Origin of the sequence: Meiothermus sp. CFH 77666 (assembly GCF_017497985.1) — a bacterium.
Classification (GTDB): Bacteria; Deinococcota; Deinococci; order Deinococcales; family Thermaceae; genus Meiothermus.
The window spans coordinates 75,287-97,755 of the sequence record NZ_JAGDFV010000011.1 but is presented as its reverse complement, the minus strand read 5'-3'; the positions used below and the strand labels follow the sequence as shown (position 1 = coordinate 97,755).

Genomic DNA, 22,469 nt, shown 5'->3' with positions numbered 1-22,469 from the left:
CACTAGCCTAAAGCCAAAAACCGAAAGCCGAAAGCCCAGGGGTTTTGAGCCTATCGCTTTCGGCTTTACACCTTCGGGCGCTTATGCGCTGGCCTGCTTGATGAGCTTCTTGACCGTGTCGGTGGGCTGGGCCCCCACACCAAGCCAATAATTTACGCGCTCCATATCCACTTTGAGCCAGTCTTTGGTGGTCTTGCGGGGGTCGTAGTAACCCACCCGCTCGATGTAACCCCCATCGCGCTTGGCGCGGCTGTCCACTACCACAATGCGGTAGTGCGGGTTGCCTTTGGAGCCGAAACGTGCGAGTCGAATCTTGGTCATACTTTTCTCCTTTGTCTAAAGCGGTCTCTATATTATTTTCCGCATTGTGAGTCGCAGGCTTCGAGCCGGTGGCGGGGTAGTGACCTGCGACTTTAGACCTAACGCCTGAAGAGCCCCCTGCCCCCTCTTTGCTGCTGCTTGGCCAGGGTTTTCATGAGCTGCTTGGTGTCCTCGAAGGTTTTGATGAGGCGGTTGACCTCCTGCACCGTGGTGCCCGAGCCCGCCGCAATGCGCTTGCGCCTCGAGGCGTTGAGGATCTTGGGGTCGCGCCGCTCCTTGGGGGTCATGGAGAGCACAATGGCCTCCATGCGGTTCACCTGTTTTTCATCCACTGAAAAGCCGGGTGGGAGCATCCGCGACATGCCGGGAATCATGCCCAGGATTTCGGTAAAGCTGCCCATCTTGCGCATCTGTCGCATCTGGGTGATGAGGTCTTCCAGGGTGATTTCCTTGAGGTCTTTCTGGGGGGCCTCGAGCTCGGCCTGCTTGGCTTTTTCCAGCAAGGTCTGAAGGTCGCCCATGCCCAGAATGCGCTGGGCGAGCCGGTCAGGGTAGAAGGGCTCCAGGCCCTCGAGCTTCTCCGAAACCCCCGCAAAGTAGATGGGCTTGCCGGTCACGTGCCGGGCCGATAGCGCCGCCCCACCCCGGGCATCGCCGTCGAGTTTGGTCAGAATCAGCCCCGAGACGCCAATGCGCTCATCGAAGGTTTTGGAGACGTTCAGGGCCTCCTGGCCGGTCATGCTGTCCACTACCAGCAGGGTCTCGGAGGGCCCCAGCACCTGCTTGAGTCGGGCTAGCTCATCCATCAGGGCTTCGTCTATCTGGAGGCGGCCTGCGGTGTCCACAATGACCAGGTCGCGGTAGTCGAAGGTGAGGTGCTGCTGCAAGCGGGTGCGGGTGGTCTCGGGGCGCTCGTCATCGGCAACCTCGAGCACCGGCACCCCAATCTTTTCCCCCAGAATGCGAAGCTGCTCGCGGGCGGCGGGGCGCTGGGTATCGGCGGCTACCAGCAAGGGGCGCCGCCCCTTGGACTTGTAGAACTGGGCCAGCTTGCCGGTGGTGGTGGTCTTACCCGAGCCCTGCAACCCCACCATGAACCACAGGTTACCCTCGTTCTTGAGCACCGGCTGCTTGGCTTCCCCCCCCAGCATCTGCACCAGTTCTTCGTAAACCACCGCCAGGATTTGCTCCGCCGGAGTCAGGCTCTCGAGTACGGCCTGGCCCAGGGTTTTCTCCTGCACGCGGTTTACAAAACTCTTGGCCACCTCAAAGTTGACGTCGGCCTCCAGGAGCGACATGCGAATCTCGCGCAGGGTGGCCTTGAGGTCGGCCTCGCTGATACGGCCCCGCCCGCGCAGCTTATCCACGGCGGCGCGGATGCGTTGGGAAAGGGTCTCAAACATAGGTTCAGTCTAGCCGGGAGGTGCCCAAGAAACCACTCATATTATTTTTGCGATTTCTGGCCCACTTCCTGAAGGCCGCCCGCCAGGGTAGCAGCAGTGGATTGAGTGTGTCAATATCAAGTGATGTGATAATGCGTTTACAGCCAGCCCTTGAGGTGAGGATGCTGAAGGCCCAGTACTGGGCCTGGAGGGCAAAGTCAAAACTGCCATCAAAGCCCGGACAACGCTATACTGCACCTATGGCACGGCAGAATCCGGTTGGCCAGGCCAGCTTCGCGGAGTATTTGGAGCTCGAGGCCCACGCCCACGAGCGCCATGAGTATGTGGACGGTTATCTGTTTGCCATGGCAGGCGGAACCGCCAGCCACAACCGACTCATCAGCCGACTGAACCGCCTGATCTTCGACAGTGCCGAGGCCTCGGGCTGCGAGCTGTTCATGGCCGATATGATTCTGCAAACCCCCAGCGGACGGGGCTACTACCCCGACTTATTCCTCTCGTGCGAACCACCCGATGGCAAAGCCCGCTACAAGCAACAGGCTTGCTGGATTATCGAGGTGCTGTCCGAAACCACCGAGGCCATTGACCGGGGTGAAAAGCTGCAAAGCTACACGGCCATGCCCGCCCTCAAAGCCTATATCCTGGTCTCACAGGATAAGCCACTGGTCGAGATTTTCGAGCGTCTGGAGGACAGCTCCTGGCGCTACACCCCTGTGGGCGAGCAGGGGGTTTTCAAGCTGCCTTGCCTGGATTTGCAGCTCGAGGTTGCCGAAGTATACAAAGGGATGACCTTCTAACCTTGACCACCGACCTGCGACTTGAGACCTGAGACCTGCGACAGGGCGCCGGTATCTTTTCAACCACGGGAGATGCCCAAAATTGCTTGCCTAGATGGGCCTCCGGTGCTACCCTACTAGAGGCAGTTTTGCCACCTTGTAAGGCCAAGAACACAGGGTTCAAGGCGCAAGGTATAGGAGGCACCGTGGAAGATCACAGTTCTAGTCGAAGATTTAGCCCGGTGTGCTCCCACACCGACTAATCCTCGACAAACCGTGTACCCTGCGGAGCTTCCTTCCAAGATTCGGCTCTGGCCGAAAACCGAAGGAGGCCGCACATGTACGAGACCCAAACCCTGGCTGGGCTGGAAGCATTGCAAAGCGCCCTCGAGGAGAGCGACGCCTTCAAGGTCAAGGCTGCGCTGGAAGAGCTGTATCCGGCGCAGATTCTGGAACACTGGTCGGAGTTTGCCCCCGAACACCGCCTGCCCATCCTGACCCTGCTCTCCCCTGCCGATGCCGCAGAAGTGTTCAGCCACCTCGAGGAAACCGAACAGGCTGAACTCCTGGAGGCATTGCCCCCCTGGCGGGTCAAGGAGCTGCTGGAAGAACTTTCGCTCGACGACCTGGCCGACACCATCAACGCCGTCGAGGAGGAAAACCCGGCCCAGGCCGAGGCCCTGCTGCGCCAGCTAGACCCCGAGACCCGGGCCGAGGTCGAAGAACTCGCCGAGTACGACGAGGACGAGGCCGGGGGCATCATGACCTCGGAGTACATCGCGGTGCGCGACGCCATGCGGGTCGAGGAGGTGTTCCGCTTTCTGCGCCGCGAAGCCCCCGACGCCGAGCAGATTTACGTGATCTACGTGGTGGACGCAGAAGAACACCTGGAAGGGGTGCTCACGCTGCGCGACCTGATTGTGGCCGACCCCAAAACCCGCGTCGCGGAGATCATGAACCCCGATGTGATTTTTGTGCGCGACGACACCGACCAGGAAGAGGTCGCCCGCCTGATGGCCGACTACAACTTCACGGTGCTGCCGGTGGTGGACGAAGACAAAAAACTGGTGGGGATTGTCACCATTGACGACGTGGTGGACGTCATCCAGGAAGAGGCCACCGAAGACATCTATCGCCTGGGCGCGGTGGAGTCGCCCGAACTGGTGTACAGCAAGTCGAGTGTATGGGAGCTGTGGAGTGCACGGGTACGCTGGCTGGTTATCCTGATCGTGACCGGCAGCATCACCAGCAGCATCCTGCAAGGCTTTGAGTCGGTGCTGGCGGCCATCACTGCGCTGGCTTTTTATCTGCCGGTGCTCACCGGAACCGGCGGCAACACCGGCAACCAGTCCAGCACGCTGATTGTGCGGGCTCTGGCCACCCGCGATGTAGAACTGCGCGACTGGTGGCCCATTCTGCGCAAAGAGCTGGGGGTGGGCGTACTGCTGGGCCTAACCCTGGCGGCCCTGCTGGCGGTCAAAGTGGTGATTGACGGGGAAACCGACCTGCTCTGGGTGGTGGGCATCTCGCTGGGCCTGGTGGTGCTGCTGGCTAACATTGCAGGTTCGATGCTGCCCATCCTGCTGAAAAAACTCAAGCTCGACCCGGCCCTGATTTCAAATCCCTTGATTGCCACCGTGACCGATGTGACCGGATTGGTGGTCTATCTGAGCGTGGCCCGCTGGTTGCTGCACCTGTGAAGGCGCGATGGCTAGGGCAGCCGAATCCAGGCTTGGGAGCTAGGGGATGAGGCTTACGATGATTGTAGAGTGGAGCCTGGGCAGCCCCCTGCGCTTCGACTGGAACGGCCAAACACTGGTGCCCCGCGACCCCCCCTGGCGGGCCGAATGGGGCCTCCCGCCGGTGAATTACGGCCAGATTCCGGGGTATTTCAACCCTGCCGACCAGGCCGCGCTGGATGCCATCTGGGCCTGCCGGGAACCTGTTGCGGCGGGAACCTGGCTCCTGGGCGAGGTGCTGGGCATGATCTGGCTGCCCGACGGCGACCACAAAATCATTCTGGGCGAACCCCAAAACCTGCATAACCTGGACATGGACGGGCTTTGGGCCTGGTTTCGAGGTCGAGAACCCCGCCTGGCAGGGGGCCAGGAAGCCATCGCCTTCATCGGTTCGCTACCAAGCCTCAAGGGTTCTCCAGCGCCAGGGCATTGAACAGGTCAAACAGCAGCAGCCAGGCCCCCTGTAGAGCAATGGCCCACCCCGCCGCCTGGCTGCGGGCATCGGGCTGTAGAGCCAGGAACACGCCCCCCGCAATGTAGAGCACATCGAGCCCTGCGTTGATGTAAAGCAGGTCGCGCAGGGTGTTTTTGTCGGGCTCGGGGCCCAGTAGCCCTACCAGGGCAATGCCGGAGTTAACTGCGGCCCAGACCGAGTTGGTGAGCCAGAACGAGCGCTGCCAGGGGTCGTCGCTCAAGAGCCCCACGGTAGAGCCTGCCAGCGTCCAGGGCACACTCCAGGCCAGCAGCCTGGCAGAAATCGCCAGCCCCCGGAAGCCCTCCGGCGCTGGGCCCAGCAACAGCCGATCCCAGGCAGGTCGCTCAGGTTCTCGGTCTGGCCCCTGGGGCTGTTCGGCAACAATCAAAGGCTCAACCGCCAGGGCAGGCCCTACCGAGAATTGACTTTGAGTTTGGGCCAGGCCCAGTATGCCCCACAACAAGAAAAACCCCAGCCATACTGTTTGCTTCATGGTTTCAGCATTGAAGCTCAGTGCGGCTGTGAATTTGCTTCAGGCAACACTTTGCCGGGGTTCAAACGCTGGTGCGGGTCGAACGCAGCCTTGACTGAACGCAGCGCCCCCAGCGTCCCCGGGTCTACCGCCTCGCTCATGAAGTCGCGCTTCATGATGCCGATACCGTGCTCACCGGACAAAACCCCTCCATGCCGCAGGGCCACCCGGGCAATCTCGTGAAGAAGCTCCCAGACCTTTTCCTCAGAGTCTACCCTGGGGTCGTAGAGCACGTTGGGGTGCAGGTTGCCGTCGCCAATATGCCCAAACTGCACCACCCGCAGGCCGTACTGCTGGCCCAGCGCTTCGATAGCCCGCACCACCTCGGGCAGGCTCGAGCGCGGCACCGCAATGTCTTCGTTCATGCGCTTGGGCTTGACCGCCCCAATGGCGGGCGAGATGGAGCGCCGGGCCTTCCAGAGGGCTTCGCTCTCGGCCGTCGTCTGCGCCACCCGCACGATAGCGCCGTGCTTCTGACAGGCTTCGGATACCCAGTTGAGTTCGTCTTCCACCATTACGGGGTCGTCGCCATCGGTGTCCACCAGCAAAATGGCGGCAGCCTCGCGGGGGAGGCCCATTTTCAGGTAGTCCTCTACGGCGTTGATGCAGCCGTTGTCCACGAACTCGAGCTTGCTCGGCACCGCTCCGGCAGCAATCGCCTCCGAAACGGCCTCGGCAGCCTGCCCCACCTCGGCAAAAATCGCCATCAGGGTGCGGGTGTAGCGTGGGATAGGCTCCAGACGCAGCCTGGCTTCGGTGATAAGCCCCAGCGTACCCTCGGAACCCACCAGCAGGCCCACCAGGTCGTAGGCTTCACGCCGCAGGCGGTGCACCTGCCCGGCAAAGTCCACGAACTCGAGCTCCACCACATAATCGCCGGTCACGCCCTTCTTGAAGCACATCGGCCCCCCGGCGTTTTCGGCCAGGTTGCCCCCAATGGTGCTGGTGCGAAAGGAGGCCGGGTCGGGCGGGTACCAGAGCCCGTAGGGTCTGGCCTGCTCGCTAATCTGCAGCGTGACCACCCCCGGCTGCACCGTAGCAATGCGGGCCTGGGGGTCAATTTGCAGGCCGGTCATGCGGGTAAAAGAGACCACAATAGACTCCTGAATCGGAACTGCCCCGCCCGAGAGGCCGCTGGCCGCGCCGCGGGCCACTATAGGCAGGCCCACCTGGTTGGCAAACCGCACCACCTCCACCACCTCGGCAGTGGAGGTCGGCAGCACCACCAGTGCGGGCGTTACACCCATGGCGATCCCGTCGTAGGAGTAGTTGCGCCGCTGGGCAAGCTCGAGCAAAACCTTTTCCTTTCCCAGCCGGGCTTGTAGCTCCTGGGCGGTTCGGGCAGGTTCGGCAGACGCCGGGCGGGACGAGGGCTTGAGGGGCTTTTTGCCAAGGTTCAGGGTCACGACCACAGCTTATCAGAGTAACTTGCGGAAGCGACTCCCCGTGCTTCCGTAGAGCCAGCCACAGCAACTTGCTTCTTTAGGCATCGGGGCTCCTCAGTACCGACGCCACTATAGGCAAAAGCTTCGCCTCTTAACCCTACGGACAGTTGTCAATCACCGGTATACCGGGAAAGACCAGCCGGGCCGAACTACCGTTGGTGGCAAAGACGGTTAGCTCCAGGCGGGTAGCTCCAATCTGGCGCGGCTGGGGCACCGGCGTCACCACAATGCCCTGTGGCGATACACTCAAGGGGGCCGTCCCCTGGCTCAAGGCCCAGTTCACACTGATGCGGTTGTTCTGGTTAAGGTAACCGCCGGTGTCCTTGCTCATGCTCAGGGTATGGGTGGCCTGTCCGGTGGTCTCGCCTACCAGGCGCGAGTCCCAGCGAGCAATGCGGGTAAAGTCGTTGTAGCGGAAGCTATAGGTCAGGGTGGTGATTTTGTTATCGCAGATGTACGAGCGCCCACTGGCATCGCGGAAGTTGCTCTCGTAGCGCAGGTCGGAAATCAACAAGGTATTGGCAGGGTTGGTGCCGATGGGAATGCAGCCCGCAAAAACCAGCAGTAGGGTAAAGGCAAACAATGGTTTTTTCATGGTTGTATCGTCCCTCGAGGTGCTGGTATGGGTATAAGCGAAACCTAAACCTGCGTTTAGGTTGGTGGCCCAAACAGCAACAACTAAAGTTCTGCCAAGGCTAAACTGGCCTGGTATGAACTACTGGCTGCTCAAGTCGGAACCCGACGTATTCAGCATAGACGACCTGAAAAAACAAAAAACCACCATCTGGGACGGGGTACGCAACTACCAGGCCCGCAATTTCCTAAGAGCCATGCAGGTAGGAGACCTGGCTTTTTTCTACCATTCCAGCACCGAACCGCCCGGCATCGTGGGGCTCTGCCGGGTACTGGAAACCCATCTGGCCGATCCCAGTCAGTTCAGCCCACAGTCGCCCTACCACGACCCCACCAGCTCCAAAGACAATCCACGCTGGTGGACGGTTCGGGTGGGCTTCGTAGAGAAATACAAAACAATGCTCACCCTGGAACTTTTGCGGGAAAAGTTCAGCCCCGACGAGCTTATTTTGCTTCGCCGGGGCAACCGGTTGTCGGTGATGCCGGTAGCTACCGAAGTAGCCGAGCGCATTATTGCGATGAAAGCGTCCCGATGATCTTGAACAGCGGCAGGAACATCCCGGCCACAATCACGCCCACAATAAAGCCCAGGAAGATAATCATGAGCGGTTCGATGGCGGCGGTCAGGGCGCTCACCGCCTCGTCTACCTCGCGTTCGTAGAAATCGGCAATTTTGGTGAGCATGGTATCGAGGGCACCGGTTTCCTCGCCGATGGCGATCATCGAGCTAACCATGGGAGGAAACACCTGCGGGTGGGCCTGGATGGTGGTGTAAACGGGTTCACCGGACTGGATAGCGATTTTGGTCTGCTCGAGGATATCCTCCACAATGGCATTCCCGGCGGTGCCCTTGGTGATGTCCAGGGCCTCCACGATATTCACACCGCTCGAAATCAGCAGGCCAAAGGTGCGTGAAAAGCGGGCCAGCGCGCTTTTCTTCATCAGGTTGCCAAATACCGGCAGCTTGAGCTTGATCTGGTCTATCTGGTGTCGGCCCTTATCGGTTCGGTAATAGGCCCGGTAGGCAAAAACTAGAGCCACCACAATAAGCAGTATAAAAATAGTACCCTGGCGTAGAAAGTCGGAGATACCCATCAGGGCACGGGTCAGGAGCGGCAATTCCGAACCCAGACCGGTCAGGATCTGGGCAAACTGCGGCACAATGCCTGTGAGGAGGAAATAGGTTACGCCCACTGCGAAGACGAACACAATGGCCGGGTAGGTCAGGGCCGAGCGAATTTTGCCGATCAGGGCCAGCTCGTTTTCCAGGAAGGTCGCCAGCCTGTCCAGAATGGCATCGAGCGTACCCGAGGTCTCGCCCGCTCGCACCAGGTTAATGTACAAGCGGCTGAAGAGCTTGTGTTTGCTCAGGGCTTCGCTGAAGTTGGCCCCGCCCTCCACCTCGGTGCGGATTTCTTTGAGCATGGCCTGAAACTTCTTTTTCTCGGTCTGACGCTCCAGGATTGCCAGGGCCTGCACAATGGGCAGACCTGCGTTGAGCATGGTGGCCAGCTGGCGGCTGAAGATGGCCAGGTCTTTGAGGCCGGGCTTTGGCTCCAGACCGGGCAGCTTGATCTCGGCCTGCAAACCCTTGCCGGGCTCCTTGATTTCGGCGATGAACAAGCCCTTTTCGCGCAGGTTTCGGGCCGCCGTGCGCATATCCTCGGCTTCGATGACGGCGTTAATCAACCGCCCCTGACGATCCCTGGCCTTGTATTGATAGGTTGGCATACTCGCTCTAGTATAGCCACGGAAAGTGAGAACGGTGGTGAAATAACCACATCTTTCATACTTGCTATGGACACCCAAACCCTCAAAGCCCAGATTCTGGCCGTATTGTTTGCAGCAGGCAAACCATTGTCCCTGAGCGACCTGAGCCCTCTGGGCAGCGAAGAGGCCCTTACGCGGGCCATCGTGGCCCTCGAGCACGACCTTGCCGGCGGCCAGACCGGGGTGCAGCTCGAGCGCGTGGCAGGAGGATGGCGGCTGGTGGTACACCCTTTGCACCTGACGGCAGTCGAGCAGGTGTTGCGCCCTACCCCCCCGCGCATCTCCAAGGCGGCGCTGGAGGTGCTGGCTTTGCTGGCCTACCAGCAACCCCTCACCCGGGCCGAGCTGGAAGCCCTTCGCGGCAAGAGCGTGGAGGGGGTTTTGGAAGGGCTCTTGGAACGCCAGCTAGTACAGGTAGTGGGCGAAAAAGAGGCCGTCGGGCGGCCCAAGCTGTTCGGAACCACCGACCGGTTTTTGGAAATGTTCGGCCTGGAAAGCCTGGCCGATCTACCCCCGGTGGGCGAAGGCCCGGTGTTGCTTTTACGCAGCTAAGTGTCTCCCGCCTATGTTTTGGATAATGACGTGATCGAGAATCATTCAGGTATTGCGCCCGGAGCATGATTTTCTAGCACAGCCTGGATTCATCTCTAAACCTTATGCGGGCGCAACTTAGAAGTTGCTATACGTTGCACGCAGTTCCATTGTCACTTGATCCCCTTGCAGACCCAAGGAGGTGGGCGATAGGAAGCAATTGAAGTAATTTCTGATAGCTGCAAACTCACCACCCACCTCCCACCCCCATTTTGCGCGTTGCTCACAGATGGCCACACCCCGTAATAATCGCAAGTTTCTTCCGCAGAGAGTTGTTCTGAGCAGGCGCGGAGATACAAAGCTACTTGCAGGGGTAAAAGCGCTTGTTGCCCTGCAAGTTCCAAAAGACCCCACGGGAACCGGATTGGCTGCGGGCTTCGGCCTCCGACAGCTCTTCGTTATAATGCCGCAGGACAGGCGCATGGCGCTTTGAGGGAGGCCTTTACTTCGTGACGATTCGGGTAGACCTGGTTCCTAATCCCCCCTACACGCAACCGCTGCTGCTGGTAGATGTGCTTTTTGGCAGTGCAGTGGGTCTATTGTTTGCTGCCGGCGCCAAGGAGGTCTGGATTGCCAAGAGTGTGCGGGCCGCCCGCATTCTGGCGGAGGGCGGCGGCGTACTCCTGGGTGAGGAGGAGGGCCTCCCTCCCGAAGGCTTTCACAACGGACTTTCGTTGCAAGCCCTGAGCAAGCAGCGCTTCGAAGGGCAAAAATGCGTGTTACTGGCCAAATCGCTGGCGGAGTCGCTCGAGGCTGTGCCTCCGCAAAGCGTGTTGGCATACTTCCGCAACGCCCGCGGTGCCGTTGGGTATGCTGTTGAAAAGCAGATGGATACCGTGGTCGCAGCAACCCAGGCTCGAGTGGAGCCGAGCCTGGCCAACACGGTGGCTGCTGGCTTCATCGCCAAGCGTCTGCAACAGGCGCTGGGCCAATCGGGCAGCTTGCAGGAGGGGGCACGGCTGGCCACAGCCCTGCTCAAGTCCTTCCCCGACCCGCAAGAATCGCTCGTGCAGTCCGATTTCGGCAAGCAACTCTACCGTGCGGGCCGCAGTGAAGACCTGGCCCTGGCCAGCCTGGTCAGCGTGGAGGACATTTTGCCACAGCTAACCCAGGTTCGGATCCTGGAAGCCCAGAAATATGGTCTGACAAAAGATCGCTACGGTTTTTGTTTCGAGGCAAGTTGAGTATGGAGCGGGTTCTTATTTTGGGCACACCGGTGGATCTGGTGAACCTCGATCAAACCCTGATCTGGATAGAGGAAAAACTCGCCCAGCCCCTTTCTCATTGCGCCCAAATCATCACCACCAACCCCGAGGCGGTGGTGCGGGCCCAGTCCGACCCCGCCCTCAGGCAAGCCCTGCTGGAGAGTGAACTGGTCACTGCCGACGGGGTGGGTATCGTCTGGGCCGTAAACCGCCTCACCGGCTATAAACTCAGCGACCGGGTGCCGGGGTCGGAAATCCTGCCGGCTGCCTTCGCACGTTTTGGGGCCCGCTTGCGGGTCTATTTCCTGGGGGCCGCGCCCGGGGTGGCCGAGCGGGCCGCCCAAAACGCCAAAGCCCGTTGGGGCATACAGGTTTGTGGCGTACAGGATGGCTACTTTCAGGATGAAGCGGCGGTAGTTGCAGCTATCCACCAAGCCCGGCCCGACCTGCTGGTGGTGGGGATGGGCGAGCGCCAGGATACCTTCATTCACCGCCACAAAGCCCGGCTGGGCGCCAGGGTAGCCATCGGGGTGGGCGGCATGATTGACGTGCTGGCCGGAGAGGTCAGGCGGGCACCGATCTGGGCGCAAAAACTCAAAATTGAGTGGCTGGTACGCATTGCCACCGACCGCAAGCGCTGGGGCCGCTTTCCCAGGCTGCTTCAGTTTGTGCGTCTGGTGCTGGCCAGCCCTCGAGAGTAGCCAGTAGCCCACCCATGAGGGCCAGCGTGAAAACCCGTTCCTATCGCCCCTGCCCTGGAAACCCAAACAGGCTGCCGGGCGGGTCGTAGGGCCCGGCCACAAACTCGCCCATGCCTTTAGCCTGCACGATCTGGCCTTGCCAGGTGCCGGTGCCCGCCACCGGGCCTTCCCAGTAGGCCACCCGGGTTGAGGTAGTCAGGAGTTCCTGGTCTTTTCGCAAGGGCTCCAGGCGAAGGCTCAGGCCCTCGGCGGCAACCTGCCAGCTAAGGTTGTAGCTGCGCCCACTGGACGAGGTCCAGCTTTCCAGGGGGGTCATCTGGAGGTTCCTCAGTTCACGAATCTGCCCGTCCGGAAGCGTGGCGGTACCGGCCAGTTGCACCACCTCTCCTCTGGCGTTCTTGACCCGGTATAGCATCAGGTCGGTACCATCGGAGAGGTGCAGCCCAAACCAGTCCCAGATGGCCCCCAGCCCGGTCGCATTCCCCTGGGTTCCAAGCTGGTCACCCCACTGGTGATCCATCCAGGCCTCGCCGCGCACCGGCCTGCCTGCAATCACGCCCTCGAGGGCCAGGCGGGTAAAGGAAACGTAGTACATGCGCCCGGTTTCGGCGGTGCCCGAGTACCCTGGCGGATGCACCACCGCGGGTTTGAGGGGGGTCAGGCGCACCTGGATGGGCCCTGCCGAGAGCTGGTAGCTGTTACCCACCTGCACCAGCCTCCAGTCGCCCTGTTCGATGCGTAAGGGGGGGAAGGCCACCAGGCTGTCGCCACGTGGGCGGTCGGTGCGAAAGTCGAAGCGCTCCTCAAATAGTTTCTGGTTGGTGCGAAGGTCGGTCAGGGCAATGTGCGAGGCGTGGTAGGGGCCGGGGAAAAAGATGGCGGGGTTGATGAAGCCCACCTGCCAGTTTTGCGGGGCGTAGGCCTTGAACAAAGCCCAGTGAAAGGCCAGCCCCTCGTCGGGCAGGTAGCCCGAGACGTACCACCACTCGAGGGGTGCGTTGTTAGGCCCCCAGTTATCGGCGCTAGGGATCCGATCGGGATCCACGGGCTGCAGGGCGGGCAGGCAGCCGGCAAGAAAAACCAGCAGAGCTATCATCCAGAAGCGCATGCTGCCAGTGTATGAAAGCCAGAGGTCTATTGGCTGTAGCGTAGGGCGTAAACTGAACGGCGGACTGTCTTCGCTATGACCGACACCCACTGCCACCTGGACTACATGGAACCCGAGGAAACCCAGGCCGCCCTCGAGGCCTCGAGGGATTTCAAGGCCATTCTGACCATCGGCACCAACCCCGTCCGCAACCGCAAAGCCCTGGCCCTGGCCGAGGCCCACCCCCACATCTGGGCCGCAGTGGGCCTGCACCCCACCGAGGCCGGTCTGCTATCCCCGGAGCTCGAGGCCGATCTGCACCACCTGGCCCTGCACCCCAGGGTACGCGCCATTGGCGAGACCGGGCTGGACTTCTACTGGACGCCCGAAACCCGGCAAGCCCAGTACAAAGCCCTGGACTTTCAGCACCAACTGGCCCAGACGCTGGGGCTTCCGCTCATTTTTCACGTTCGCAGCAAGGTAGAGGGCCAGGCCGAAACCGAGATGGCCGAATGGCTCTATCAGAACAAACCCGCAAAGTTTGTGCTGCATGCTTTCGGAGGCCACCCTGCCTTGCTGGAAGCCGGGCTGGTGCTGGGAGCCTACTTTGGCTTTGCCGGGCCACTAACCTACAAGAAGAACACCGCCTTGCGCGAGGCCGCCCAAGAGATTCCCCTGAACCGTCTGCTTATCGAGACCGACGCCCCTTTCCTGCCCCCAGAACCGCATCGCGGCCAGCGCAACCACCCGGCCCTGGCCCGCTTTACCCTGGCCAGGCTGGCCGAGATTCGCGGCATGGAAACCCCGGCTATGGAAACCATTACCGACCAGAATGCCCAGGCTTGTTTCGGGTTCTGATCCGAAGATGTCCAGGGCATCTGGAATGGGCGGTAAACTGAAACCATGCAGTGCCAGACCTTTACGCTTCGGTTAGAGAATGCCAAAGACCTCGAAAAACTCAACCGGTTTTTGGCCCAGGTCATGCCCATCCAGGTATCCAGCAGCCTGGTTGCGGGCGATGCGCCCTTTTGGAGCGTGCTGGTGTTCTACGAGGGCGATGCCAGGGCAGCCGCCCATCCAGAGCCCACCCCACCACCCAAACCTGCCGAAGCCCCCAGCAGCCCGGCCTTTGAAGCGCTCCGCAAATGGCGGAGCCAGAAAGCCAAGGAAGAGGGCGTTCCACCCTACGTGATTGCCACCAATGCCGAGCTAGAGGCCATCCTGGAGAGCAACCCGCAAAGCCCAGAAGAGCTGGGGCAGATCAAGGGGTTTGGCAAGGCCAAAGCTGGAAAGTATGGCCGGGAAATCTTGCAACTTTTGCGCAAGGTCTGAGCTGCACGAACATTAGGCGTGTAACCAACTTTCAGCGACGCATGATTTGGGGTCGGCAGTGGGAGGTAGGTTGCAGGTTTGCTACATCTGCCCCCTACCTGCATCCACTACGGTATGCAAAACGCTCAAGCAAAGAAGGTACGGAAGGTTCACCCGTATCCTTCCCCTGGGGCGAACCCCTCACCCAGCAGAGGTCGTGGGCTGCGAAACGACTCATTTCAGGTTGTGTAACCAGTGTACCTATCCAGGCTTACATCGTTTTCCCCTTTCCCTCTCCCATTGCGGGAGAGGGTGGCGACAGCGCCGGCTAGTTTGGCGCTCCATTTGCCAAATAAAACAGCTCTGGCGTTAACCGCTGTCGCCGGCTGAGGGGTTGAAACGACAATGCCCAGGCAAATGATCAGAGCCTGCGTCATATCAAACTGGCTTGACCAAGTGAGATTTGGCACGTAATATGCAGGTCAGGATGTTGCGGACGGACAATAATCCTTAAGGGGGCGAGATTTCGACCCCCGGTACCTCGTTGTATCGGGGGTTTTTTATTGAGCCCAGGCACCGTCCAGCGTTTTGAGGAGAGAGCATGCCCAGAACCCTTGCGAGCGAAGTAGCCCAGCATGTCGGCCAGACCGTTACCCTTCAAGGCTTCCTGCACTGGAAGCGCGACCTTGGCGGTATTCAGTTTGCCCTCTTGCGCGACCGGAGCGGCATTGTGCAGGTGGTGGTGGATAAGCGTTTTGAGTTGCCCCTGGCCGAGTCTTCCATGCGCGTGGTAGGGCAGGTAGTGGCCAACACCAAGGCCCCTGGGGGCTACGAGGTGCTGGCCGACGACCTCGAGTTCCTCGCCACCGCCAGCGAACCCAGCCCTATCGAGATTCCCAAGGAGGACTGGCGGGTTAACCCCGAAACGTTGCTCGAGTACCGCCATGTGAGCCTGCGTGGAGAAAAGGCGAGGGCAATCCTGAAGGTTCAGGCGGCCCTGGTACGGGGTTTTCGCAACTACCTGGACAGCCAGGGCTTTACCGAGATTTTCACCCCAAAGATTGTCTCGGCGGGAGCCGAGGGAGGCAGCAATCTCTTTGGTATCGATTACTTTGAACACCGGGCCTACCTGGCCCAGTCGCCCCAGCTTTACAAACAAATTATGGTGGGCGTTTACGAACGGGTCTACGAGGTCGCGCCGGTCTTTCGGGCCGAGCAGCACGCCACCAGCCGCCACCTCAACGAGTACCTTTCTCTCGACGTCGAGATGGGTTTTATCGAGTCGGAATACGACGTGATAGACCTCGAGGAAGAGCTTCTGCGGGCCATGCTGGAAGAAGCTCGAGCCAGCACCCCAGCGGAGTGTGGGCTTCTGGAAGTCGAGTGGCCCAACCTGGCCGAGATGCCCCGCCTCGAGCACAAAGAAGCCCGCCGCATCCTGCGTGAGGAACTGGGCATGCCGGTTGGGGCCGACTTTAACGAGGAGGCCGAGCGGACCCTGGGGGCCTGGGCCAGGGAAAAATGGGGCGTGGACTTCCTCTTTATTGCCAAATACCCCGAAACCGCCCGGCCCTTCTACGCCTACCCCGAGGGCGACGGCGCCACCCGAGGCTTCGATTTGCTGTTCAGGGGGTTGGAAATCACCTCCGGCGGGCAGCGCATCCACCAGTACGAGATGCTGGTGGAGCAACTGAAAAAGAAAGGCCACGACCCCGCGCAGTTTGCCGGCTACCTCGAGGTTTTCAAGTACGGCATGCCCCCCCACGGCGGCTTTGCCATCGGGGCGGAGCGCCTGACCCAGAAACTCCTGGGCCTGCCCAACGTCCGCTTCGCACGGGCCTTTCCTCGCGACCGCCACCGCCTGACGCCGTAAGACAGTCCAGCACCTAGCGCTTCAGCTTCAGCACACCCTTGGTAATCTCCTGCTCGATGCCGAGCTCGAGGCGCATCTTTTCCAGGCGATCCAGGAGCCCCTCAGGCGTAACCCCCAGTCGCCTGGCCATGGCTACAATCTTTTGCTCGTCGTAGAGGGTACCCAGCGTCAGGGCCATGGCCTCACGGTACTTGGGGCCCAGCATCACTTCAATGGTCTTGATTCGTAGTTGAATTTCGAACCACTCGAGTTTCTCGGTCTCGTTTTGCATAGGTTCCTCTCATAAGGGCGCATTACCAACGCACAACCCACACATCCTACCAGCACCCGGCGGCTTTTGGCACTTTTCTAGAGCACCCCCGATGGCAGAAATCGCCGCAGTTAGATGCAGCCCTTCAACGAAGCCATCCAGACATCGCTGCGACGCCGTCCTTTGAGGTTTTCGACCTTGGGCTCAACCAGGTTGGAATCCTTGTCCACAACTTTCTGTTTGTAACCGAATGGGGGTAGAATATTCGGGTGGAGCAACCCAGCCTGTTCACCAGCGAACCCCCCTCTGCCGAGCTGCCCAGGCCAGATCGTATCTGGCTGGTAGATGGTCACCACCTGGCCTACCGGAGCTACTTTGCCTTTGAAAAACTCAGCACCTCGAGGGGTGAGCCCACCCAGGCGGTGTTTGGTTTTTTGCGGACCCTGCTCAAACTGCTCAAGGACGACGGCGACTGCGTAATTGTGGTCTTCGACCCCCCCACCAGAACCTTCCGTCACGACGCCTTCGAGGAATACAAAGCCGGACGGGCGCCCACCCCGGACGATTTTCACTCCCAGCTCGAAAAAATCAAGGAACTGGTGGATCTGCTGGGGCTCCGGCGGCTGGAAGTGCCTGGGTACGAAGCCGACGACGTGATTGGAACCCTGGCCAAAAAGGGCGAACGGGAGGGCTATCCGGTGCGGATTCTGACCGGCGACCGCGATAGTTTTCAGCTCCTTTCGGAAAACGTCCTGGTCATGCTGCCCGACGGACGCCTGATGAACCCCCAGGCGGTACAGGAAAAATATGGGGTATCGGTGGCGCAATGGGTGGATTATCGCTCGCTGGTGGGCGATTCCTCCGACAACCTGCCGGGGGCCAAGGGCATTGGGGAGAAAACGGCGGCCAAACTGTTGCAGGAATGGGGGTCGCTGGAGGAGCTGTATGCCCACCTGGATGCCCTTACCCCCAAGCTGCGGGCCAGCCTCGAGGAGAGCCGCGATAACGTCAGGCTTTCCCATGCCCTCTCGCAGATTCACACCGACGTGCCCCTCGAGCTCGATTTCCGCGACTGCCACCGCCGCGAGCCGGATCGCCCGGCCTTGCGTGAGGCGCTCGAGCGGCTCGAGTTCGGCTCCATTTTGCGCGAGTTGAATCTGCTCGCGGCCCCGCCCCCCACCGAGGAAGCGGCCTGGCCGCCGCCGCCCGAAGCCTTTCTGGGCTACACCCTCGACCGGGCCCAGCCCATGTGGGCGAACTGGTTGGGCCTGGCGGCTTATGCGGAGGGCAAGGTTTACCGGGGGCAGCCCAGCCTGCATGAGCTGAAAAGATTTCCTGAAATTCGCAGCATGGCTGCAAAAGATTTATCGGTACTGGCCCTCAAGGAAGGGGTCTGGGTGCCCCCCGGCGACGACCCCCTGCTGCTGGCTTACCTCTACGACCCCTCCAACAGCGACCCTGCCAGCACCGTGCGGCGCTATGGCGCAGGCGACTGGAACAACGACCCCGCCGAACGCGCCCAGGCCGCCCATGTCCTGTGGGAAACCCTCCAACGCCGCATCGGCGAGAACCCCCAGATCGAGTGGCTCTACCGCGAGATCGAAAAGCCCCTCTCGGCAGTGCTGGCCCGTGTAGAAGCCAGGGGCATCTCGCTCGATACCGAGTATCTGGGGCAGCTTGCCGAGGAGCTGGGCAAGGAAATCTCCTACCTCGAGGCCGAGATTCACCGCCTGGCCGGCCACCCCTTTAATGTGAACTCGAGGGATCAGCTCGAGGTCGTCCTGTACGACGAACTCAAGCTATCGGCTTCGGGCCGCAAAACCCAGACCGGCAAACGCTCCACCGCGGCCAGTGCGCTGGAAGAGCTTTTGGGCCAGCACGAAATTGTGAACCGCATCCTCGCCTACCGCGAGCTCACCAAGCTCAAAAGCACCTACCTCGACCCCCTGCCCAAGCTGATTCACCCCAAAACGGGCCGCCTGCACACCCGCTTCAACCAGACCGGCACCGCCACCGGACGGCTCTCCTCGATAGACCCCAACCTGCAAAACATCCCTGTCCGCACCGAGATAGGCCGCCGCATCCGCAAAGCCTTCCGGGCCGCACCCGGCATGAAGCTGATCGCCGCGGATTACTCGCAAATCGAGCTGCGGGTGCTGGCCCACCTGTCCGGCGATGAGAACCTGATACAGGTCTTCCGCGAGGGCAAGGACATCCACACCCAGACCGCAGCCTGGATGTTTGGTCTGGATCTGACCCAGGTAGCTCCCGAGCAGCGCCGGGCTGCCAAGACCATCAACTTTGGGGTGCTTTATGGCATGTCGGCGCATCGCCTGTCGAACGAGCTGGCCATTCCCTACGCCGAGGCCGAGCGCTTCATTGAGCGCTACTTTGCCTCGTATCCCAGGGTGCGGGCCTGGATTGAAAAAGTACTGGCCGAGGCCCGCCAAAACGGCTACGTCGAGACCCTGTTTGGCCGCCGCCGCTTTGTAGCCGACCTGGACTCGCGCATTCGCAGCGTGCGTGAGGCAGCCGAACGCATGGCCTTCAACATGCCCGTCCAGGGCACCGCCGCCGACCTGATGAAGCTGGCCATGGTCAAACTACAGCCCGAGCTCCTGCACCTGGACGCCCACCTGGTGCTACAGGTGCACGACGAGCTTCTGGTCGAGGCTGAAGAAAGTCGGGTGCCGGAGGTATCGGAAGTGGTTCGGACAGTGATGCAGGAGGCCTGGCAACTGGCGGTGCCCCTCGAGGTTGGGATTGGCGTGGGGGACAACTGGCTCGAGGCCAAGTAGAGCGCTCTTCAAATTCTTAGAGCCATCCGGCTCTGATAAAGCTTTATCCAGAACAGAACAGTGGCCGCCCGTACCTCCTGCCCTGCGCTTCTGTTATGCTTGGCCCATGCAAACGCACCGGCCCCAGGGCCCTCAGGAGGTTCGCCGTGGCAGAAAAGTTTGAACTCGAGCTACCCGATTTTGAGTTTCTCACCTACCGGGTGGAAGAAAACCTGGGCATCGTCACAATCCAGCGTCCCCAGGCCCTCAACGCCCTTAACCAGGATGTCCTGATTGAGCTAGCCGAGGTAACCGAGGTCATCACCCAGGATCCCGAAGTCAAGGTGGCCATCTTCACTGGGGAGGGCAAGGCTTTTGTGGCCGGGGCCGACATCGGGCAGATTGCCGACCTGCAGGACGTGTTCGCTGCCCGGGAGTTCGCCATCATGGGCCAGTCGGTCTTCAACGAGATTGCCGCCCTGCCGGTGCCCAGCATCGCCGCCATCAACGGCTTTGCCCTGGGAGGGGGCCTCGAGCTGGCCCTGGCCTGCGATCTGCGGGTAGCCAGCCACAAAGCCAAACTGGGCCTCCCCGAGGTGGGCCTGGGCATCATCCCCGGCTTTGGCGGCACCCAGCGTCTGCCGCGCCTGGTAGGCCGGGGCAGGGCGCTCGACCTGATTTTTACCGGGCGTCACGTCACCGCCGAAGAAGCCCTGAGCCTGGGCCTGGTCAACCGGGTGGGCGAGGACGCCTTGCAAACCGCCAAAGAGCTGGCCGCCGCCATCCTGAAAAACGGCCCGGTGGCCCTGGCGCTTGCCAAGGAAGCCGTCGGACGGGGCGAAAACCTGGATTTACAGGAGGCCCTGGAAATCGAGGCCGACCTGTTCGGCCTGGCCTGTGCCACCAAGGACATGCGCGAGGGCACCCAGGCCTTCCTGGAAAAGCGCCCCGCGCAGTTCAGGGGAGAGTAATGCGGCAATCCGGCTGGGTTGCAGATTGATACAAACCAGTGTGTTATTTGCCGCCCTCGACTCTTGACCCTTGACCCTCATCCACTTTTGGCCCCAGGCGCCTGGCCCTCGACCCTTGACCCTGCCCCATGTGTCTTTTATCACGGCCCCTCACCTTTCTAGCCCCTACCATCAGGGTATGAGCGATGGCAGCACGGTCATGAACGAGCGCACCGTTCAGGTCACCCAGCCCAAGGCCAAGCTATACGTCGAGGCCGACCTGGCCATACGGGAGGGTTTGCAGCGGTATCCCAAGGCGCTTGCGGCCTACGAGATGCTCACCTCCGATGCCGAGGCCCGGGGCCACTGGGACATGGCCAACTACATCACCGTGCGCAAGCTGGGTTACAACGACCACGGACGGGTGCACGCGCTTTTGACGGGGGCTGCCAGTGTCACCATCCTGCAACTCCTCACCGACCACGGGGTCAAACCCGATGTGATGGAAAGCGGGGTCGGTGACCTCGACGACACCTTCCTGACCGTGCTGCTCTCCACCATGCTGCACGACATTGGCAACCAGGTACACCGCACCCGCCACGAGTCCTTCAGTGTAACGCTGGCCATTCCCATCCTGGACAGAATTTTAGAAAAGCTCTACCGCGACCCCGAGCAGCGCATTGAGCTCAGGGCTTTCATGCTCCATTCCATCTACTGCCACGACCTCGAGCCCGAACCCCTCACCATCGAGGCAGGCATTACCGCGGTGGCCGACGGCACCGACATCACCAAAGGGCGGGGCCGCAAGGCTTTCGCCCTGGGTTCGGTGGACATTCATTCCATCAGCGCTCTGGCGGTGGACGAGGTGCAGATCATGAAGGGCGAGCAGGTTCCGGTAGAAATCCGGGTGGTCATGAACAACTCTGCGGGCATTTTCCAGGTCGAAGAGGTTTTGACCAAAAAGGTACTGCGCAGCCCCATCCGCGACTACGTGACGGTGATTGCCAGCACCCACGATACCGAGCACGACCAGCGCATCATCCGCCGGGTACGTCTGCATGAGTCAGAACCCCGCTTCACCCTGGACTAAAGCAGTCGAGCTTTTCTCACCCTCGGTAGGCTAGACTGGCAAGGATATGCGGCGCGTCGTTCCCTTGTTGGTCTTGATTTTGTTGATTGGAGCAGCCTGGTGGGCCTATCCTTTGCTGCAACCACTCTTACGCTTTGGCGCATTACCGCGCAAACTGGAGCAGCCTCTCACGGTCTTGGTGCTGGGAGTGGCGCCGGAATACAAGTACTATCACCAACGGGCCCCGGAAGACTTTCGCGGCCTTTCCGACGTCAATCTGCTGGTGCGCTTCGACCCCGGTGCTAAACGCGTCTCGGTGCTCTCCATTCCCAGAGATGTATATGTGCGTATTCCCGGCTACGGCTGGTACATCATCAACCACGCCAACAAATTCGGCGGCCCCGAGCTGGCCAAGCAGGTCGTCACCGACCTCACGGGTGTTCAGATTGACGGCTATGTAGCCGTGAGCGTAGAGGCTATCCGCAACGGCGTGGATGCGCTGGGCGGCATCACGGTTTGTGTGGAAAAGCCCATGCAGTACCGGGATACCGCCGCCAAGCTGGACATCAACCTGGAACCAGGCTGCCAGCACCTGAACGGCATGCAGGCCGAGGGTTATCTGCGTTTTCGCCACGATGCCCTGGGCGATATTGGGCGCATACAGCGGCAACAGGCTTTCTTCAACGCCCTCAAGCAACAGTTGCTGACACCGGCTGGCTTATTGCGTATTCCCCAGGCCATTGCCAGTGTGGAGCAGAACATCCGCACCGACCTGAGCCGTGAACAGATTGCCAGCCTGATGGGCTTCGCGGCCCAGCAGCCCCAACTGGTTTCCTTGCTAACCCCCGGTCAGTTCGGCCAGGGCTGGGAGGTCAACCGGGCTGAACTGGGCAAGCTGGTGCAGCGCTACTTTGGCGATACGCCTGCGGCCACCCAGGCCACCCTCGAGGACTTACGGGGACAGCAGGCCGTGGTACTCTACGCGGCCCCTCAGGAGGCGGCTGCCATCGAGATGCGCCGCAAGCTACGAGAACTGGGATTGCGGGTGCTGTTGCGTGAGGTGGAGAGTACCCCCCCGCGCAGCGAGGTGATCTCCAATGGCGCTCTGGAGCTGGCCCAGGTGCTGGGGGAGGCCATTGGGATGCCCTCGAGGGTTTCGGGGGAAGCCGTTCTATATGCCGACCTAACTGTGCGTATTGGCGCCGATTTTGCCAGCCCCAATGGGCAAAATCAGTAGGCAAAGGCATATTCAGCAGGTACGCAAAAAAATAACTGCCACCGGGAGGCACGGGGCAGTTACCGGCGTGAAAATGTTGTCAGGCAAGATGTCTGGAGCGTAAGCGCCCGGCCTGGTTGCGCATGGCGACACAGCCGCTAAATTCAATCGGGGAGGGTAGCAGCCAGTTGCGAACCGACATCCGAATACTGCTCATCGGGTGGGGCCGAACCCGGAAGGGCCGGGTGTGACTAAATTCAGCTATCAATGCATGCTCTCTGCTCATGCACGTAGAGTAAACCCTACGTCGTTACTGGCGCGTTACATTTGCACCAACCAACATTA

General features: G+C 60.8%; 22 protein-coding genes. 14 read left to right on the top strand and 8 right to left on the bottom strand.

The genetic code is table 11. The features are described 5' to 3' along the window. Window positions 1–81: 81 nt before the first annotated feature. Window positions 82–321, bottom strand: a complete 240-nt coding sequence (gene rpsP, locus J3L12_RS07905; protein ID WP_208014505.1) for a 30S ribosomal protein S16 — start codon at window positions 319–321, stop codon at window positions 82–84. A gap of 98 nt (window positions 322–419) precedes the next feature. Beyond that, window positions 420–1,724, bottom strand: a complete 1,305-nt coding sequence (ffh, locus tag J3L12_RS07900; protein ID WP_208014504.1) for a signal recognition particle protein — start codon at window positions 1,722–1,724, stop codon at window positions 420–422. 239 nt (window positions 1,725–1,963) lie between these two features. On the opposite strand from ffh, the gene J3L12_RS07895 reads away from it, so the two are divergent. The 3 genes from J3L12_RS07895 (at window position 1,964) to J3L12_RS07885 (ending at window position 4,672) form a co-directional block, all read left to right on the top strand. Beyond that, complete coding sequence (locus tag J3L12_RS07895; protein WP_208014503.1) at window positions 1,964–2,521, top strand: Uma2 family endonuclease; 558 nt, start codon at window positions 1,964–1,966, stop codon at window positions 2,519–2,521. A gap of 317 nt (window positions 2,522–2,838) precedes the next feature. Beyond that, window positions 2,839–4,200, top strand: coding sequence for a magnesium transporter (mgtE, locus tag J3L12_RS07890; RefSeq protein ID WP_208014502.1), 1,362 nt, complete (start codon window positions 2,839–2,841; stop codon window positions 4,198–4,200). A gap of 58 nt (window positions 4,201–4,258) precedes the next feature. Continuing rightward, window positions 4,259–4,672 carry a hypothetical protein gene (locus tag J3L12_RS07885; protein WP_243455049.1) on the top strand — a complete coding sequence of 138 codons (414 nt, stop codon included), beginning with the start codon at window positions 4,259–4,261 and terminating at the stop codon, window positions 4,670–4,672. Here the strand turns inward: J3L12_RS07885 and J3L12_RS07880 are convergent. The 3 genes from J3L12_RS07880 to J3L12_RS07870 form a co-directional block, all read right to left on the bottom strand. Next, window positions 4,644–5,207 (bottom strand): hypothetical protein, encoded by a 564-nt coding sequence (locus tag J3L12_RS07880; protein WP_208014500.1) that lies wholly within the window; start codon window positions 5,205–5,207, stop codon window positions 4,644–4,646. The two genes, J3L12_RS07885 and J3L12_RS07880, sit on opposite strands and share 29 nt — an antisense overlap. Before the next feature lie 17 nt (window positions 5,208–5,224). Beyond that, the gene (locus J3L12_RS07875) at window positions 5,225–6,652 is read right to left on the bottom strand and encodes an FAD-linked oxidase C-terminal domain-containing protein (protein ID WP_208014499.1); all 1,428 of its coding nucleotides are present in this window, start codon (window positions 6,650–6,652) and stop codon (window positions 5,225–5,227) included. A 136-nt stretch (window positions 6,653–6,788) separates the two neighbouring features. Further along, window positions 6,789–7,286, bottom strand: a complete 498-nt coding sequence (locus J3L12_RS07870; protein WP_208014498.1) for a hypothetical protein — start codon at window positions 7,284–7,286, stop codon at window positions 6,789–6,791. A gap of 115 nt (window positions 7,287–7,401) precedes the next feature. On the opposite strand from J3L12_RS07870, the gene J3L12_RS07865 reads away from it, so the two are divergent. Further along, the gene (locus tag J3L12_RS07865; RefSeq protein WP_208014497.1) at window positions 7,402–7,860 is read left to right on the top strand and encodes an EVE domain-containing protein; all 459 of its coding nucleotides are present in this window, start codon (window positions 7,402–7,404) and stop codon (window positions 7,858–7,860) included. Here J3L12_RS07865 and J3L12_RS07860 read toward each other — a convergent pair. Further along, window positions 7,835–9,055, bottom strand: a complete 1,221-nt coding sequence (locus tag J3L12_RS07860) for a type II secretion system F family protein (protein ID WP_208014496.1) — start codon at window positions 9,053–9,055, stop codon at window positions 7,835–7,837. The genes J3L12_RS07865 and J3L12_RS07860 overlap by 26 nt on opposite strands. A gap of 66 nt (window positions 9,056–9,121) precedes the next feature. On the opposite strand from J3L12_RS07860, the gene scpB reads away from it, so the two are divergent. The 3 genes from scpB (at window position 9,122) to J3L12_RS07845 (ending at window position 11,591) form a co-directional block, all read left to right on the top strand. Then, window positions 9,122–9,646, top strand: a complete 525-nt coding sequence (gene scpB, locus J3L12_RS07855; protein WP_208014495.1) for an SMC-Scp complex subunit ScpB — start codon at window positions 9,122–9,124, stop codon at window positions 9,644–9,646. Window positions 9,647–10,134: 488 nt separating this feature from the next. Then, on the top strand, window positions 10,135–10,869 hold the full coding sequence (locus J3L12_RS07850) for a 2-phosphosulfolactate phosphatase (protein ID WP_208014494.1): 735 nt from the start codon (window positions 10,135–10,137) through the stop codon (window positions 10,867–10,869). Window positions 10,870–10,871: 2 nt separating this feature from the next. Further along, a complete protein-coding gene (locus tag J3L12_RS07845; protein WP_208014493.1) occupies window positions 10,872–11,591 on the top strand; it encodes a WecB/TagA/CpsF family glycosyltransferase in 720 nt (239 codons plus the stop codon). Window positions 11,592–11,631: 40 nt separating this feature from the next. Here J3L12_RS07845 and J3L12_RS07840 read toward each other — a convergent pair whose 3' ends face one another. Then, window positions 11,632–12,699: a lipocalin family protein gene (locus J3L12_RS07840; protein WP_208014492.1), complete on the bottom strand. Its 1,068-nt coding sequence runs from the start codon at window positions 12,697–12,699 to the stop codon at window positions 11,632–11,634. Between the two features lie 75 nt (window positions 12,700–12,774). Here J3L12_RS07840 and J3L12_RS07835 point away from each other — a divergent pair, with 75 nt between their 5' ends. The 3 genes from J3L12_RS07835 (at window position 12,775) to aspS (ending at window position 15,862) form a co-directional block, all read left to right on the top strand. Then, window positions 12,775–13,536, top strand: a complete 762-nt coding sequence (locus J3L12_RS07835; protein ID WP_208014491.1) for a TatD family hydrolase — start codon at window positions 12,775–12,777, stop codon at window positions 13,534–13,536. Window positions 13,537–13,581: 45 nt separating this feature from the next. Then, a complete protein-coding gene (locus tag J3L12_RS07830; protein ID WP_208014490.1) occupies window positions 13,582–14,010 on the top strand; it encodes an HRDC domain-containing protein in 429 nt (142 codons plus the stop codon). A gap of 580 nt (window positions 14,011–14,590) precedes the next feature. Then, on the top strand, window positions 14,591–15,862 hold the full coding sequence (gene aspS, locus J3L12_RS07825) for an aspartate--tRNA(Asn) ligase (protein ID WP_208014489.1): 1,272 nt from the start codon (window positions 14,591–14,593) through the stop codon (window positions 15,860–15,862). A 13-nt stretch (window positions 15,863–15,875) separates the two neighbouring features. On the opposite strand, the gene J3L12_RS07820 is transcribed toward aspS, so the two are convergent. Further along, complete coding sequence (locus J3L12_RS07820; RefSeq protein ID WP_208014488.1) at window positions 15,876–16,133, bottom strand: hypothetical protein; 258 nt, start codon at window positions 16,131–16,133, stop codon at window positions 15,876–15,878. A 248-nt stretch (window positions 16,134–16,381) separates the two neighbouring features. On the opposite strand from J3L12_RS07820, the gene polA reads away from it, so the two are divergent. The 4 genes from polA to J3L12_RS07800 all read left to right on the top strand — a co-directional run bounded on the left by polA (window position 16,382) and on the right by J3L12_RS07800 (window position 22,145). Beyond that, window positions 16,382–18,910, top strand: coding sequence for a DNA polymerase I (gene polA, locus J3L12_RS07815; protein WP_208014487.1), 2,529 nt, complete (start codon window positions 16,382–16,384; stop codon window positions 18,908–18,910). Window positions 18,911–19,056: 146 nt separating this feature from the next. Then, window positions 19,057–19,860: an enoyl-CoA hydratase-related protein gene (locus tag J3L12_RS07810; protein ID WP_347708863.1), complete on the top strand. Its 804-nt coding sequence runs from the start codon at window positions 19,057–19,059 to the stop codon at window positions 19,858–19,860. A gap of 178 nt (window positions 19,861–20,038) precedes the next feature. Beyond that, window positions 20,039–20,929, top strand: a complete 891-nt coding sequence (locus tag J3L12_RS07805) for a phosphohydrolase (protein WP_208014485.1) — start codon at window positions 20,039–20,041, stop codon at window positions 20,927–20,929. A gap of 46 nt (window positions 20,930–20,975) precedes the next feature. After that, the gene (locus J3L12_RS07800; protein ID WP_208014484.1) at window positions 20,976–22,145 is read left to right on the top strand and encodes an LCP family protein; all 1,170 of its coding nucleotides are present in this window, start codon (window positions 20,976–20,978) and stop codon (window positions 22,143–22,145) included. Window positions 22,146–22,469 lie beyond the last annotated feature (324 nt).

Excerpts from the sequence above, each read along its gene's own strand:
- rpsP (WP_208014505.1), bottom strand. The coding sequence starts at position 321 with ATGACCAAGATTCGACTCGCACGTTTCGGCTCCAAAGGCAACCCGCAC.
- aspS (WP_208014489.1), top strand. The coding sequence starts at position 14,591 with ATGCCCAGAACCCTTGCGAGCGAAGTAGCCCAGCATGTCGGCCAGACC.
- J3L12_RS07805 (WP_208014485.1), top strand. The coding sequence starts at position 20,039 with ATGAGCGATGGCAGCACGGTCATGAACGAGCGCACCGTTCAGGTCACC.
- J3L12_RS07885 (WP_243455049.1), top strand. The coding sequence starts at position 4,259 with ATGATTGTAGAGTGGAGCCTGGGCAGCCCCCTGCGCTTCGACTGGAAC.
- J3L12_RS07820 (WP_208014488.1), bottom strand. The coding sequence starts at position 16,133 with ATGCAAAACGAGACCGAGAAACTCGAGTGGTTCGAAATTCAACTACGA.
- ffh (WP_208014504.1), bottom strand. The coding sequence starts at position 1,724 with ATGTTTGAGACCCTTTCCCAACGCATCCGCGCCGCCGTGGATAAGCTG.
- J3L12_RS07835 (WP_208014491.1), top strand. The coding sequence starts at position 12,775 with ATGACCGACACCCACTGCCACCTGGACTACATGGAACCCGAGGAAACC.
- mgtE (WP_208014502.1), top strand. The coding sequence starts at position 2,839 with ATGTACGAGACCCAAACCCTGGCTGGGCTGGAAGCATTGCAAAGCGCC.
- J3L12_RS07860 (WP_208014496.1), bottom strand. The coding sequence starts at position 9,055 with ATGCCAACCTATCAATACAAGGCCAGGGATCGTCAGGGGCGGTTGATT.
- J3L12_RS07895 (WP_208014503.1), top strand. The coding sequence starts at position 1,964 with ATGGCACGGCAGAATCCGGTTGGCCAGGCCAGCTTCGCGGAGTATTTG.
- J3L12_RS07865 (WP_208014497.1), top strand. The coding sequence starts at position 7,402 with ATGAACTACTGGCTGCTCAAGTCGGAACCCGACGTATTCAGCATAGAC.
- J3L12_RS07880 (WP_208014500.1), bottom strand. The coding sequence starts at position 5,207 with ATGAAGCAAACAGTATGGCTGGGGTTTTTCTTGTTGTGGGGCATACTG.
- J3L12_RS07870 (WP_208014498.1), bottom strand. The coding sequence starts at position 7,286 with ATGAAAAAACCATTGTTTGCCTTTACCCTACTGCTGGTTTTTGCGGGC.
- J3L12_RS07845 (WP_208014493.1), top strand. The coding sequence starts at position 10,872 with ATGGAGCGGGTTCTTATTTTGGGCACACCGGTGGATCTGGTGAACCTC.
- scpB (WP_208014495.1), top strand. The coding sequence starts at position 9,122 with ATGGACACCCAAACCCTCAAAGCCCAGATTCTGGCCGTATTGTTTGCA.
- J3L12_RS07830 (WP_208014490.1), top strand. The coding sequence starts at position 13,582 with ATGCAGTGCCAGACCTTTACGCTTCGGTTAGAGAATGCCAAAGACCTC.
- J3L12_RS07840 (WP_208014492.1), bottom strand. The coding sequence starts at position 12,699 with ATGCGCTTCTGGATGATAGCTCTGCTGGTTTTTCTTGCCGGCTGCCTG.
- J3L12_RS07800 (WP_208014484.1), top strand. The coding sequence starts at position 20,976 with ATGCGGCGCGTCGTTCCCTTGTTGGTCTTGATTTTGTTGATTGGAGCA.